The organism is Plantactinospora siamensis (genome assembly GCF_042434095.1).
Classification (GTDB): Bacteria; Actinomycetota; Actinomycetes; order Mycobacteriales; family Micromonosporaceae; genus KBS50.
The window spans coordinates 279,817-293,692 of record NZ_JBHLUE010000002.1 but is presented as its reverse complement, the minus strand read 5'-3'; the positions used below and the strand labels follow the sequence as shown (position 1 = coordinate 293,692).

Sequence of the window (13,876 nt, the reverse complement as noted above, 5' to 3'; positions counted from 1 at the left end):
CGCCGGCGACTCAGCCGTCGGCGGGGGTGACGGCGTGACCGCCGAACTGCTGCCGGAGCGCGGCCACCGCCTTCAGCGCCGGGGAGTCGACCTCCCGGGACGCGAAGCGGGCGAACAGCGCCCCCGCGATGACGTTCATCGGTACGGCGAGCCGGATGGCCTCGTCCACGGTCCACCGGCCCTCGCCGGTGTCCTCGGCGTACGCGCGCAGCGCGGTCAGCCCCGGGTCCTGGTCCAGCGCCCGGTCCAGCAGGTCCAGCAGCCAGGACTTGACCACGCTGCCCTCCCGCCAGGACTTGATGGTGGCCGGGACGTTGGTGACCAGCTCAGACTTGCTGAGCAGCTCGAAGCCCTCGGCGTAGGCCTGCATGAGGCCGTACTCGATGCCGTTGTGCACCATCTTGGCGTAGTGGCCCGCCCCGACCGGACCGGCGTGCACGAAGCCGAACTCGCCCTCCGGCTTGAGCGCCTCGAAGATCGGCATCAGCCGGCCGACGTGCTCCTCGCTGCCGCCCACCATGAGGGCGTACCCGTTCTGCCGGCCCCAGACGCCGCCGGAGACGCCGGCGTCGACGTACCCGATGCCGCGCTCGGCGAGCCGTTCGCCGCGCGGACCGTCGTCGCTGAACTTGGAGTTCCCGCCGTCGATGATGATGTCGCCCTCGCCGAGCACCCCGGCCAGCTCGTCGATCGTGGCGTCGGTGACCGCGGCCGGGACCATCACCCAGACGGCGCGCGGCGCGGTGAGCTTCTCGGCGAGCTCGGCCAGGTTGGCCACGTCGCTCACCTTCGGGTCGCGGTCGTAGCCGACCACCTCATGCCCGGCGGCGCGCAGCCGCTCCCGCATGTTCCCACCCATTCGGCCGAGACCGATGAGGCCGAGCTGCATGTCCTGTTCCTCCCAGAAACTGGCGGGTCCGCGTTCAGCGGGTGACCCGGATCGGCATGATGAGGTACCGGTACCCCGGCACCACCTCACCATCCTCGGTCGCGGGGGAAATCACCGCCGGCTTGAACGCGTCCACGAAAGACAGCAGCGCCGTGGCGGAGCCCAGGTTCTGCAGGCCGTCGATCAGGTACTGCGGATTGAAGCCGATCGTCATGGCCTCGCCGGTGAAGGTGGCGTCCATGGCCTCGCTGGCCCGGGCCTCCTCGGTCCCGCCGGCCTCCACCACGAGCCCGTCGGAGCTGAAGCTCAGCAGGACCGGCGTGGTGCGCTCGGCCACCAGGGCCACCCGCTTGACGACCTCGATGAGGGCCGCCACCGGAACCCGCGCCTCGGCGTTCGAGTTGGCCGGGAACAGCGAGCGCACCGGCGGGTAGTTGGCCCCGTCGAGCAGCCGGCTGGTGGTCCGGCGGGTGCCGCCGGCGAAGCCGATCATCCCCTCGCCGGCGCCGCCGTGCGCCAGGGCGAGGGTCACCTCACCGCCGAGCGGGCCCAGCGTCTTGGCCGTGTCGTTCAGGGTGCGCGCCGGTACCAGCGCGTTCATGCTGATCTCGGCGTCGTCCGGCTGCCACGGCAGCTCGCGCATGGCCAACCGGTAACGGTCGGTGGCCAGCATGACCAGGTTGCCGCCGTTCATCTCGAGCCGTACGCCGGTCATCATCGGGAGCGTCTCGTCCCGGCCCGCGGCAACCGCCACCTGGGCCACCGCCGCGGCGAAGGCGGCCGCGTCGATGGTGCCGGCGCTCTCCGGCATCTCCGGCAGGGTCGGGTAGTCCTCCACCGGCATGGTGGGCAGGGTGAAACGGGCGCTGCCGCAGACCAGTTCCAGGTGGGCGCCGACCGCGGCGATGTCGACGGGCTTGGCCGGCAGCGCCTTGGTGATCTCGGCGAGCAGCCGGCCGGAGACCAGGGCAGCGCCGTCGGCGTCACCGTGCACGTCCACCGTCACCTGGCTGGAGACCTCGTAGTCGAAGCCGGACACCTGCAGGGTGCCGTCCGCCACCCGGAGCATCACTCCGGCGAGCACCGGTACGGACGGGCGGCTGGGCAGGCTCTTCGCCGTCCATGCCACCGCATCGGCGAGCGCGTCGCGCTCCACTCGGAACTTCATGCCCCTGCCTCCGCCTCGACGTCAGCGACCACTGTCTCATGCCGACGCGGCGCGTCGGCCCGGCCAACCGTGCGGGTCCGCCTCGCACCTTAGGCCCCGCGGGCCTCAACCGGGTGCCCCGCCCCGGCTTTCCGCCCGCCAGATTGTGACCCATGCCGGCTGCGGCTGGCCAATCCACACCAATGCCCAACGCCGATGATTGATTTTTGTTCTCTTAGAGAGATAACTAGTCGTCTTCATCGGTGCTGTGCAAACTGTGGAGAACCCTCGTTACCCCAGGTCAGCGCCGTGCGGGCCGGTGGATTGTCTGTGGATGACCGGGGGAAAAACCCCTCTTGTTGTCCACAGCCGCTCCGGCCGCTCGAGTTATCCACCCTTGTCCACCGGTTATCCACCGGTTATCCACGGGTTTTCTCCCCAGACCTGTGGACAACAGATGCCGTCGTGCCCCCCATCCATCCACAGAACCTTCAACAGGCCGTCCACAGGGGCGGGGAAATCTGTGGACGGCTGTGGATGGCGATTGCTTTGTCCACAGCGTCGTCCCCAGGGTTTATCCACAACCTGTGGACCGCAGTCAGTTGATCACGGTGAGTTATCCACAGTGGTGGACAACCACCTGTGGATGCCTGTGGACGACTGTGGATAACGCGAGGGCCGCGAACCGAAGTTGTGCACAGCGGGGGACGATCGTGTGCGCCTAATTTGCCGTCCGCGAGGATCCGGAAACGTGGGGAAGCCTCGACGGTCGCGGGCGCGAGGCTCACCGCGACAGCCACCTGGCCGTACGGGAAACGTCGGTGCGGTGCGGCGGGGCCACCAGGTGGCCGTGCGGCGGGACGGTGGCGGCGACCGGGCGATGCGTCCGGGCACCGGTGGCCGGGGCACCGGTGGCCGGGGCACCGGTGCCCGGGGCCGGGCGGCGACGAGGACCGGGCGCATCGGACCGGGCGCATCGGACCGGGCGCATCGGGACCGCCTGGGCGCCGGGGCGCTGCCCACCGGTACCGCCGGGGCATCGGGGCATCGGGACGGCCGGGGCGCTGCCCGCCCGGCCGCCGGCCGCCGGGGCATCGGGCCCGCCGGCCGCCGGGGCATGGGGCCGCCGGCCGCCGGGGCATCGGGCCGCCGGGGCATCGGGACGGCCGGGTCGCTGCCCGCCGGTACCGCCAAGCCGCCGGGACATCGGGACGGCCGGGTCGCTGCCCACCGGTACCGCCAAGCCGCCGGGGCGCTGCCACCGGGCCGCCGGCCGCCGGGGCATCGGGGCGAGGGGAATGATCGCCGTTCGAACCCGGCTCGGCGAGGCCGGGCGGCGCGGGCAGCGGCTGTGGCTGAGGCGCGGTCGACTCACGTATACGTCAGCCCCCTCAACTCGCCCGGTTAAGGGGGCTGACGTATACGTGAGTGAGCTGAGCGGCCGCCGGGCCGCCGGGCCGCCGGGCGGCGAGGCTGGCGGTGGCGCGCCGGGCGGCCACCCTGGCCCGGGCAGTCGGGGCCAACCGTGGCCCGGGCAGTCGGGGCCGCCGTGGCCTGGTCAGTCGGGGCCGCCTGGTCAGCCGGGATCGGCGGTCGGGGCGGCCCGGGGCGTCCGGGGTCGGGGTCGGGGTCGGGGCGCCCGGGCCAGTTGGCCGCGCTGGCGCTGGCGCTGGCGCTGGCGCTGGCAGTGACAGTGGCAGTGGCAGTGGCAGTGGCGGTGGCAGTGGCAGGGGCAGGGGCAGGGCTGGGGCGGGGCAGGGGCGGGGCGGAGAAGGGCGGAGAAGGGCGGAGAAGGGCGGAGAAGGGACGGTCAGGAGGTCTGCTTGATCCGGTTGGTCAGCTCGGCGATCTGGTTGTAGAGCGACCGCCGCTCCGCCATCTGCTGCCGGATCTTCCGGTCGGCGTGCATGACGGTCGTGTGATCGCGGCCCCCGAACGCCTGGCCGATGCGCGGCAGGGACAGGTCGGTCAGCTCGCGGCACAGATACATGGCTACCTGGCGGGCGTTGACCAGGACCCGGGAGCGGGAGTTGCCGCGCAGGTCCTCGAGGCTCACGCCGAAGTAGTCGGCCGTCGAGGCCATGATCTGGTCGGCGGTGATCTCCGGCCCGGCGCCGTCCGGGATGAAGTCCCGCAGGACCTCCTCGGCCAGCGACAGTTCGACGCTGGACCGGGTGAGGCTGGCGAAGGCGGTGACCCGGATCAGCGCGCCCTCGAGTTCGCGGATCGAGTTCGACACCCGGGACGCGATGAACTCCAGCACGTCGGGCGGGGCGAACAGGCGCTCCTGGGCGGCCTTCTTCTGCAGGATCGCGATCCGGGTCTCCAGGTCGGGCGGCTGGATGTCGGCCAGCAGGCCCCACTCGAACCGGGTGCGCAGCCGGTCCTCCAGGGTGGCCAGCTGCTTCGGCGACCGGTCGGAGGTGATCACGATCTGCTTGTTGGCGTTGTGCAGCGTATTGAAGGTGTGGAAGAACTCCTCCTGGGTCCGCTCCCGGTTCTCCAGGAACTGGATGTCGTCGATCAGGAGGATGTCGACGTCCCGGTAGCGGCGCTGGAACGCGCTGGTCTTGTCGTCCCGCAGCGAGTTGATGAAGTCGTTGGTGAACTCCTCGGTGGAGACGTACCGCACCGACCGCGCGTTCCCGAGGGTGGTGGCGTAGTGCCCGATGGCGTGCAGCAGGTGCGTCTTGCCCAGCCCGGAGCTGCCGTAGATGAACAGCGGGTTGTACGCCTTCGCCGGCGACTCGGCCACCGCCACCGAGGCGGCGTGGGCGAAGCGGTTCGAGGATCCGATGACGAACGTCTCGAACATGTACTTCGGGTTCAACCGGTTGCCGGCGCCGCCGTCGGGGACGGCGGCCGCCCGGCGGTCCTCGCGCGGGGCGAGGCTGTCGCCGTACCGGTGGTCCGGACGGTCCATGGGCCGGACGTCCGGTCGCCGCTCGGGTGCCACCGGCCGGGCCGGTGCCGCCCGGCGCGGCTCGGGGTAGGGCGCCGCGAAGAGGGCCTCCTGGCCACCCCGACCGGCCGGCGCCCCCACGCCGTCCAGCGGCACGGCCTGGGCGGAGCCGGTGGGCGGCTCGGGGAAGCCGGTGCTCCGGCCGTCGCCGGGCGAGCCCGCCGGGTCGGTGTCGTCGCCGGTCGGCCCCCGGTGGTCGGGGTGGGGCCCGTCGGCCGGGTGGCCGGCGCGGTCCCGCTGCTCGGGATAGCCGGCCGGCTCCCGGTGGCCGGGATAGCCGGCCGGCTCCCGGTCGTCGGGGCGCCCAGCCAGGGCCGTGCCGGCGCCGGCGGCGTCGTCGAGGTCGGCGCCGCCTCCCATGAGGTACGGGGTTTGGGCCGGGAACGTGGACTGGTCGACCACCACGGCCGTCCCGTAGACGGTGCCCGGCCGGCTCTGGCCGTCGTCGGGCACCCGGACCGTGACGGCCACCTGGATCGGCCGGCCGAGCCGGCGGGAGAGCACCTCGGTGATCGAGGGCCGCAGCCGGGACTCGATCACGTCCCGGGTGAAGGCGTCCGGCACGGCAAGCAGCGCGGTGTCCTCGACGATCGCGCGGAGCCGGGTCAGGCGGAGGTACGCCCGCTGCTGCGCCGACCCGATCTCGTCGGCCAGTTCATCGGTCGTCGCCAGCCATACCGCGGCAAGGTCGATCGTGTCGGCCACCGTCGCGCCACCCCCCTCGCCTCAACCGTGCTGACGGTCGGGCCGGCGCACCGACCTGGCCGTTCGGCCTGCTGCCGCGTCGGACAGGCAGGATGTCGCTAACCCCGGGCCGGTACACCGGCCGTTGTCCACAAGTTATCCACAGCCTGTGTACCGACCGTCGGTGGATCCCCCCATCGCACGTTCGTCCAACCCCACCCGGACGGGTGGACCCCTTGGCGCGGACTCATCGTGCGAACGATTTAGGAGCTTGACCGGTTTTGCGCGGTAGTTCCGCTGGCCCCGGACGCAGACCGGCAAACGGGCACGCTAACAGCGTTGTCCACAACCCTTCAACCGTCACCGGCCGGCAACCTGTGCCGGTGAGCGGCCCCGAGCCCGGAGTATGGGCCCGTTGACGCTCGGTGGGGGGGTGCGTAGGGTAGAGCGGCTGTCCTTTTGCCCTCTGCTAGGGTAGTGAATGCTTGCTGTCGCGCCGCCCTGCGCGTCGCCCGACAGCACCCAATCCGTGGCCGCCCGTGTGGCGGTCGACGCCAGACCACCACACGACCCCGGGTGGCAAGACCGGGGCGTACGAAGACGGAGAGCCTGACGTGAGCAAGCGCACCTACCAGCCGAACAACCGCCGGCGCGCGAAGACCCACGGCTTCCGGCTGCGCATGCGCACCCGGGCCGGCCGCGCCATCATGGCCAGCCGGCGGTCCAAGGGTCGGGTTCGCCTGTCGGCCTGAGGCCGATCGGGCGGTCCAACCGCAGGGACGAGGCAGTCGTGCTGTCCGCCGCACACCGACTGCGGCGCAGCACCGACTTCGCCGCGGCGATCCGGAACGGCCGACGGGCCGGGCGCGGATCCCTGGTGGTCCATCTCCATTCGCCCATTACGGCGGTCGACGGACAGCCACAGCCACAGCCAGAGCCGGCACCGGCCGGCGGCGCGGAGCTGATCTCCGCGCCGCCCCGGGCCGGCTTTGTCGTGTCCAAGGCGATCGGCAACGCCGTACGCCGGAACACCGTGCGGCGGCGGCTGCGGCACCTGGTCCGGGACCGGATTTCCGGCGTACCCGCCGGAGCCACCCTGGTCGTCCGGGCCCTGCCGGCGGCCGCCGAGGCGCCGTACCACCGGCTGGCCGCCGATCTCGACGCCGCGCTCGCCGCGGCCCGGGCGCCCCGCCGGCCGGCTCGGCGGTCCCGGTGACCGGCGTCACGGAGACCGGGAACACCCCTACGGCGGGTGCCCGAGTGCTGACGCTGGCAATCGTCGCGTACCGTCGTTGGATAAGCCCGGCACTGCCGGCTCGCTGCCGGTTCTACCCGTCGTGCAGCGCGTACGCCCTCGAGGCGGTGACGCGGCACGGTGCCCTTCGGGGGACCGGCCTCGCGGTCCGGCGGCTGTTGCGGTGCCACCCCTTCCACCCCGGCGGCTACGACCCGGTGCCGGAGCCGGGCGGCCGTCGCCGTGTCGACGTGACTGGAGCCTGAGAATTGAGTCTCGACTGGATCTACTGGGCGATCTCATGGATCCTGCTGCGCTGGCACTCGCTGTGGGATGCCATCGGGGTGTCCGCCGGCCAGGTCATCGGCACCAACTGGGCCTGGATCCTCTCGATCATCTTCCTGGTGGTGACCGTCCGGGTCATCCTGTTCCCGATCTTCGTCAAGCAGATCAAGTCCCAGCGGGCCATGCAGGCGCTGCAGCCCAAGGTCAAGGAGCTGCAGGAGAAGCACAAGGGTGACCGGGAGACGCTCCAGAAGGAAATGATGGAGCTGTACCGGAAGGAGAAGGCCAACCCGCTGATGGGTTGCCTTCCGATGTTCCTGCAGATCCCGGTCTTCCTCGGCCTGTTCCACACCCTCAAGCGGCTGCACCCGACCAACCCGTACAAGGACCTGTACGGCTGGACGGTCGGGCAGTTCGACAACGCCGCCAACGCCAAGCTGTTCAACGCGCCGATCTCCGGCCGCTTCGGGTCGACCGCCACCGAGCTGGCCAACCTGGGCGCGAGCACCACCACCGTGAAGATCGTGGCCGGCATCCTCGTGGCGATCATGATCGCCACGACGTACCTCACCAGCCGTCAGATGATCCTCAAGACCGGCTGGGCCGAGGACCCACAGCAGAAGATGGTCCAGCGGTTGATGCTGTACGGCATCCCGGTCTCCCTGCTGGTGTCCGGCTCGATCTTCCCCATCGGCGTGATCATCTACTGGGTGACCAACAACCTGTTCACGCTGGCCCAGCAGCAGTGGGTGCTGCGCAAGTTCCCGCCGCCGCCCACCATCGCCAAGGCCACCGCGAAGGCCGCCCCGGCCAAGACGCCCGCCACGCCGACCGGCCGCGGCCCGGTCAAGCCGGCGCGCGCGGCCGCGGCCAAGGCGCAGGCGGCCACGGCGGAGCCGGCCAAGGCGCAGCCCGCGAAGGCCGCCGGCCTGTTCGGGCGGGGCAAGGCCAACGGCGCCGAGCCGGTGGCCGAGCCGGCCGCGCAGAGCCGGGCGGTCGCCCCCAAGCCGGGCGCCAAGCCGGTCAACCCGAAGAAGAACCGGCCGGCCAAGCGCCGATGACGCGATGGCGTCACCGCCCCAGCGGCGCGGTGACGCCATCCGCGGGTCCGTGCCGCGGCCGTCAGGCCGGCGCCGGATTCCGAATCGGCCCCCCGAGGTCGGCGCGACGGGTGAGGATGCCCGCTAGGACGTGCCGGGGCGCACGGCGGACCCCCGCCGGGCCCCGGGGAACCGCGAGGACCGTACGGTCCCGATCGAATACGGAGATGACACGGTGACCGAGACGAGCACGCCGCACGCCGAGCAGCCGCTGAGCGAGGAGACCGAGCCGGTGGCCACCGTCGGCGAGGTCGACGACGAGGACGGCGTCGACGAGGAAGACGGCGAGATCGAGGACGGCGCGGAGGCAGCCGCACCGGCGTCCGGCTCCGGCGACGGGGAGCTGTTCCGGCAGAGCGAGATCGCGGCCGACTACGTGGAGGGCCTGCTGGACATCCTCGACTACGACGGCGACATCGATGAGCTGGTCTCCAACGGCCGGCCCATGGTCGAGGTGGTCGGTGGCCGGCTGAACGCCCTGGTGGGTCAGCGCGGCGCCACCCTTGAGGCGCTCCAGGAGCTGGCCCGGCTGGCCGTCTTCCGGCAGACCGGCGCGCCGAGCCGGCTCCTGCTGGACGTGGGCGGCTACCGGGCCACCCGGCGCAAGGAGTTGACCGCCGTGGCCAAGAACGCGGTGGAGAAGGTTCGTGAGTACGGCGAGCCGGTCCGGCTGGACGCCATGAGCGCGTTCGAGCGCAAGTGCGTGCACGACGTGGTCAACGCCATGGACGGGGTGGAGAGCGAGTCGGAGGGCGTCGAGCCGAGCCGGCGGATCGTCGTGCGTCCGGCCGACTGATCGTGACCGAATCGCCAGCAACGCCGGCCGGCCCGGGTGGATCTCCACCCGGGCCGGCCGCTGTCGGGCCGTTCCTCCCGCCCGCCGAGGTCGCGGCCGCGGCCGGCGCGCTGTTCGGGGACCGCCTGCCGGTGGCCGGGGCGTACGCCGAACTGCTCGCCACCGACGGCGTGCTGCGCGGACTGATCGGGCCGCGGGAGGCGCCCCGGATCTGGGACCGGCACCTGCTCAACTGCGCCGCCGTGGCGGATCTGATCCCGGCCGACCAGCTGGTCGTGGACGTCGGTTCCGGCGCCGGCCTGCCCGGGCTGGTGCTCGCGATCGCCCGCCCCGACCTACGGGTGGTGCTGGTGGAGCCGCTGGCCCGGCGTACCTCGTTCCTGTCCGAAGCCGTCGTGGCACTGGACCTCGCCGATTCGGTCGAGGTGGTCCGGGCGAGGGCCGAGGAGTACGCCGCCGGCGCGGCCCGGCCCGCCGACGTGGTGACCGCCCGCGCGGTCGCCCCGCTGGACCGGTTGGCCGGTTGGTGCCTGCCGCTGTTGGCCCCGGGCGGTCGCCTGCTGGCCCTCAAGGGAGCCTCGGCCGCCGAGGAGGTGGCCGCGCATCGCGCGGCGGTGGACCGCCTCGGGGGCGGAGCGCCGCGCCTGCACCGGTGCGGCGCCGGCGTGATCGACCCGCCCGCCACGGTCGTGGAGATAATTCGCGAACGCGTCCTGCCGGCCCGGCGTGCGGCCCGCGGCGGCGGGAAGAAGGCCCGTCGCCGGTGAGCCATCTGGCCCGGGCGCCGATGCCCCGTCGCAAGCGGGTCGCGCAATGCCGGCCGCTTCGGCCGTGATCTCGGGTAATCGCCAGGGCGTGTCGCCACGGTGGGGAGGACGGAGAGCCGCCTCGATACCTTTCGGTCACTGACGTGACTGGGAGGTATGGAGATGGCCGCGTCCCGCTCCCGTCCGCGCCGCGATGATCGGCCGACCGGACACGACGGCCACACCGGCCAGCCGTGGCCTCCGCCGCCCGTCGGCCGTAGGCTGGCCGCGCGTCGATAGAGTGGACCGGCGGCGGGCCGCGGCGTCGGATCGCCGGCCGCTCCGCGCCGGGCCACACGCTCCGCCCGTACGCCGAGGTGGGGCGCTGCGGCGCCGACCCCATCCACAGCGGCTGGCAGGGATGACACGGTGCAGGACAACGGTACGTACGACGAGTCGAACGGCGGCTACCCGGGCGGTGCCGGGGACGGCGCCGTTTCACGTGAAACCGACTTCGACGGGTGGTCCGCCGGTGATCGCGCGCGGTCGACGTACCGGGCCGGTGCCGATCCGCGGCTCGGCACCGGCCGGGCGGCCGTACCGGGGCAGGGTTGGCCGGACCACGGGTCGCAGCCGGCCGGTCCCGACGCGGACCCGGAGGCGACCGGCAGCATCGCGCGGCCCGGACGGGCCGTGCGGCCCGCCGCGGAACCGCCCACCCCGGCCGTGCCGACCACCCACCGTCCCGGCGTCCCGGAACAGCCACAACCGGACGGCTACGCCGGTGTGGGCCCGGACACGCGCGACGCGGGCGTCGGGGTGCCCCCGGCCGAGCCGCCGACCGCGTACGTTTCACCGGAGGCACCACCCCCGCACGATGACGACCCACCCCTGGCTATGGAGGCATTGCGCGCCGTGCAGATCCTCAACCCGAGCGGCGAGGTGACCATGCCGCGCCCCGACGAGCCCCGGATCATGTGCGTTGCCAACCAGAAGGGCGGGGTCGGCAAGACCACCACGACCGTCAACCTGGCCGTGGCCCTGGCCCTGCACGGCAACCGGGTGCTGGTGATCGACCTCGACCCGCAGGGCAACGCCTCGACCGGGTTGAACGTGCCGCACCACACCGGCATCCCCGACGTGTACGACTGCCTCATCGACAGCACCCCGATCGTCGACGTCGCCCAGCCGGTGGAGGGGATCCCGAACCTCTGGTGCGTACCGGCCACGATCGACCTGGCCGGCGCCGAGATCGAGCTGGTCTCCGTGGTGGCTCGGGAGTCGCGGCTGGCCCGCGCGATCGCCGCGCACCCCGAGCCGTTCGACTACGTGTTCATCGACTGCCCGCCGTCGTTGGGCCTGTTGACGGTGAACGCGCTCGTGGCGGCCCGCGAGGTGCTCATCCCGATCCAGTGCGAGTACTACGCCCTGGAGGGGCTCAACCAGCTGATCAACAACATCAACCTGGTGCGCCAGCACCTCAACCCGACGCTGGACGTCTCGACGATCCTGCTCACGATGTACGACCGGCGCACCCGGCTGGCCGACGCGGTGGAGCAGGACGTCCGGAATCACTTCGGGGACAAGGTCCTGCGGTCCGTCATCCCGCGGAACGTGCGCGTCTCCGAGGCTCCGAGCTACGGCCAGTCCGTGATGACCTACGATCCCGGATCGCGGGGCGCCACGAGCTACTTCGAGGCGGCCCAGGAGATTGCGGAGCGGGGAGTCCGGGCCACCGTCGGCCGGAACGCCTGAGCCGGAGCAGACCAGTGGAAGGCAGGGGTATGAAGAACCGTCCGCGGGGTGGGCTGGGACGCGGCCTGGGCGCGCTGATCCCGACCACGCCGCCGCAGCCGGGAGTCGGCGCCCCCGCCGCACCCACCGAGGAGGGGCCGCCGCAGGCGTCGCCACCGGCCCCGTTCGCCGGCTCGGTCGATGCCGGTGCCGAGGACCTCGCCCCGGTGCCGGGCGCCCGCTTCGCCGAGGTGCCGGTCGGCGCGATCGTGCCGAACCCCAAGCAGCCACGGCAGGTCTTCGACGAGGAGGCGCTCGCCGAGCTGAAGACCTCGATCGAGCAGGTGGGCTTCCTGCAGCCGATCGTCGTCCGCCAGCTGGCGGACGACAAGTACGAGCTGGTGATGGGCGAGCGCCGGTGGCGGGCCGCCCAGTCCGTCGGTCGTGAGACGATCCCGGCCATCGTCCGGGACACCCGCGACGACGCCATGCTCCGGGACGCGCTGCTGGAGAACATCCACCGCGCCAACCTCAACCCGCTGGAGGAGGCCGCGGCCTACCAGCAACTGCTTGAGGAGTTCGGCGCCACCCACGAGGAGCTGGCGCGCCGGATCGGCCGGAGCCGGCCGCAGATCTCGAACACCCTCCGGTTGCTCAACCTGCCGCCGCAGGTGCAGCGCCGGGTGGCGGCCGGGGTGCTGTCCGCCGGGCACGCCCGGGCGCTGCTGAGTCTGGAGAACGGCGAGGCGCAGGATGCGCTGGCACACCGCATCGTGGCCGAAGGCCTGTCGGTACGGGCCACCGAGGAGCTGGTGTCGATGGCGGCGGCCGAGGACGCGGCCGCGAAGCCCGGTCCGGCCAAGCGGCGGGCCAAGCCGCACGCTCCCGGGCTGACCGAGCTCGCCGACCGGCTGTCGGACCGCTTCGACACCCGGGTGAAGGTCGACATCGGCCGGTCCAAGGGCAAGATCACGATCGAGTTCGCCACGGTGGACGACCTGGAGCGGATCGTGGGCATCATCAACCTGGAAAAGCCTTCCGAGGAGTGATCCTCGGACCACAAGTCTCTTCCTCCCGCGGCCGCCGTTTCACGTGAAACGGCGGCCGCGTCGTCTGCGTGCCGGCCGGCACGCCAGGCGCCGCGACCCCGATCGTGGGCCAAGATCCGTCGCCGGACGCAGAGTTATCCACAGGCGTGCACCCGCCGCCACACGGGGTTTCTCGCCGTACGACCGAGCCTGTGGATAACTCCTGTGGATGACGGTGGCCCTCGCCGACCGCTCATCCACAGGGACTCCGGGACCGCCCGTTCCGATGCGGACAGCGGGCCCGCCGAGGGGCTAGGGTCACCTCGTGCCCCACACCCCTCCCTCCCTTCCCGACTTCACCAGGTGGCCGTCCTTCCCCTTCGAGGGCGACCTAAGGGTCAAAAAGCTCAACGATCCGGTGGCGGTCGAGCCACCCCGCAAGGGCGAGGATGCCGGCGACTGCACGGCCTGCGCCGCGCCCGACGAGGCGTACATCTGGGTCAGCGAGCGCTGGCGGGTTCGCACCATGGACCGGCCCACCGGCCTGCCGGCCGTGCTGATCCTCGAGTCACGCTCCCACCTCGACCTCGGCGATCTGCCCAATCTGCTGGCGGCCGAGCTCGGGGTGATGACGGTCCGGTTGGAACGCGCCATCCGCTCGCTGGACGGCGTGGCCCGGGTCCACGTCAACCGCTGGGGCGACGGCTCCGCCCACCTGCACATGTGGTTCCTGGCCCGGCCGTACGGGCAGCTCCAGCTCCGCGGAACGTTCCTGTCGCTCTGGGACGGCATCCTCCCGCCGATCCCCGAATCGGTGTGGCGGGAGAACCTAGGGCTGGTGGCCGCCTGGCTGGCCGAGTTTGGCGGCCGCCCCCTGGCCGAGCCACCGCGGATCCAGTGGCAGGCGCCGGCCAGCTTCAGCACCCAGGTCGTCCCGCTGGCACCGGAGGACGCCGACGGATCGCCCGGCGTGGCCTCGCCTGGTGTGGCCTCGTCCGACGTGGCCTCGCCCCGTGTCGCCTCGGCCGACGCCGCCTCGGCTGGCGCGGAGGGCACCGACGCGTCGGGCCCGGGCCCCAACTCGGTCGGTCCGGGTGGCGGTCCGACGTCGTACTCGGGCGCGGATGTGCCAACGGCAGCGGGGTCGGTGCCGGCGGGCCGGTCGGGCCCCACCCAGTCCCCGGCGCCGGATGCCCCCGACGGGTCCGGACGGCCGGACGCGCCTCCGCGGTCCGTCTGGTCGGATGTGCCCGCTCGGTCGGACGCGCGCT

11 protein-coding genes and 1 pseudogene are annotated in these 13,876 nt (G+C 72.5%); 9 read left to right on the top strand and 3 right to left on the bottom strand.

The features are described from left to right. Positions 1-10: 10 nt before the first annotated feature. The 3 genes from gnd to dnaA all read right to left on the bottom strand — a co-directional run bounded on the left by gnd (position 11) and on the right by dnaA (position 5,703). Entirely contained in the window at positions 11-982 is a 972-nt protein-coding gene (gene gnd, locus ACFFHU_RS02880; protein ID WP_377335344.1) for a phosphogluconate dehydrogenase (NAD(+)-dependent, decarboxylating), read from the bottom strand. Further along, positions 924-2,057 (bottom strand): DNA polymerase III subunit beta, encoded by a 1,134-nt coding sequence (gene dnaN, locus ACFFHU_RS02875; RefSeq protein ID WP_377335342.1) that lies wholly within the window; start codon positions 2,055-2,057, stop codon positions 924-926. Before dnaN ends, gnd begins: the two co-directional genes overlap by 59 nt. A gap of 1,789 nt (positions 2,058-3,846) precedes the next feature. Further along, positions 3,847-5,703 carry a chromosomal replication initiator protein DnaA gene (dnaA, locus tag ACFFHU_RS02870; protein ID WP_377335340.1) on the bottom strand — a complete coding sequence of 619 codons (1,857 nt, stop codon included), beginning with the start codon at positions 5,701-5,703 and terminating at the stop codon, positions 3,847-3,849. A 593-nt stretch (positions 5,704-6,296) separates the two neighbouring features. Here dnaA and rpmH point away from each other — a divergent pair. From rpmH to ACFFHU_RS02825, 9 genes and pseudogenes are all read left to right on the top strand, one after another. Next, a complete protein-coding gene (rpmH, locus tag ACFFHU_RS02865; protein ID WP_377335338.1) occupies positions 6,297-6,434 on the top strand; it encodes a 50S ribosomal protein L34 in 138 nt (45 codons plus the stop codon). Between the two features lie 38 nt (positions 6,435-6,472). Continuing rightward, positions 6,473-6,898, top strand: coding sequence for a ribonuclease P protein component (rnpA, locus tag ACFFHU_RS02860; protein WP_377335336.1), 426 nt, complete (start codon positions 6,473-6,475; stop codon positions 6,896-6,898). After that, positions 6,895-7,182 (top strand): membrane protein insertion efficiency factor YidD, encoded by a 288-nt coding sequence (gene yidD / locus ACFFHU_RS02855; protein ID WP_377335334.1) that lies wholly within the window; start codon positions 6,895-6,897, stop codon positions 7,180-7,182. The genes rnpA and yidD overlap by 4 nt, the downstream gene beginning before the upstream one ends. A 3-nt stretch (positions 7,183-7,185) precedes the next feature. Next, the gene (gene yidC / locus ACFFHU_RS02850) at positions 7,186-8,262 is read left to right on the top strand and encodes a membrane protein insertase YidC (RefSeq protein WP_377335332.1); all 1,077 of its coding nucleotides are present in this window, start codon (positions 7,186-7,188) and stop codon (positions 8,260-8,262) included. A gap of 214 nt (positions 8,263-8,476) precedes the next feature. Further along, positions 8,477-9,097, top strand: coding sequence for a Jag family protein (locus tag ACFFHU_RS02845; RefSeq protein ID WP_377335330.1), 621 nt, complete (start codon positions 8,477-8,479; stop codon positions 9,095-9,097). A gap of 110 nt (positions 9,098-9,207) precedes the next feature. Then, positions 9,208-9,864, top strand: coding sequence for a 16S rRNA (guanine(527)-N(7))-methyltransferase RsmG (gene rsmG / locus ACFFHU_RS02840; RefSeq protein WP_377336034.1), 657 nt, complete (start codon positions 9,208-9,210; stop codon positions 9,862-9,864). A gap of 408 nt (positions 9,865-10,272) precedes the next feature. Next, on the top strand, positions 10,273-11,598 hold the full coding sequence (locus tag ACFFHU_RS02835) for a ParA family protein (protein ID WP_446686783.1): 1,326 nt from the start codon (positions 10,273-10,275) through the stop codon (positions 11,596-11,598). A gap of 29 nt (positions 11,599-11,627) precedes the next feature. Beyond that, on the top strand, positions 11,628-12,626 hold the full coding sequence (locus ACFFHU_RS02830; protein WP_377335328.1) for a ParB/RepB/Spo0J family partition protein: 999 nt from the start codon (positions 11,628-11,630) through the stop codon (positions 12,624-12,626). A 304-nt stretch (positions 12,627-12,930) separates the two neighbouring features. Then, positions 12,931-13,809 (top strand): annotated as a pseudogene (locus tag ACFFHU_RS02825) (hypothetical protein); the annotation flags it as partial. Between the last annotated feature and the right edge of the window lie 67 nt (positions 13,810-13,876).

Bases quoted from the DNA above. Each gene is read 5' to 3' on its own strand.
- gnd (WP_377335344.1), bottom strand. From the start codon at position 982: ATGGTGAGGTGGTGCCGGGGTACCGGTACCTCATCATGCCGATCCGGG.
- dnaN (WP_377335342.1), bottom strand. From the start codon at position 2,057: ATGAAGTTCCGAGTGGAGCGCGACGCGCTCGCCGATGCGGTGGCATGG.
- ACFFHU_RS02830 (WP_377335328.1), top strand. From the start codon at position 11,628: ATGAAGAACCGTCCGCGGGGTGGGCTGGGACGCGGCCTGGGCGCGCTG.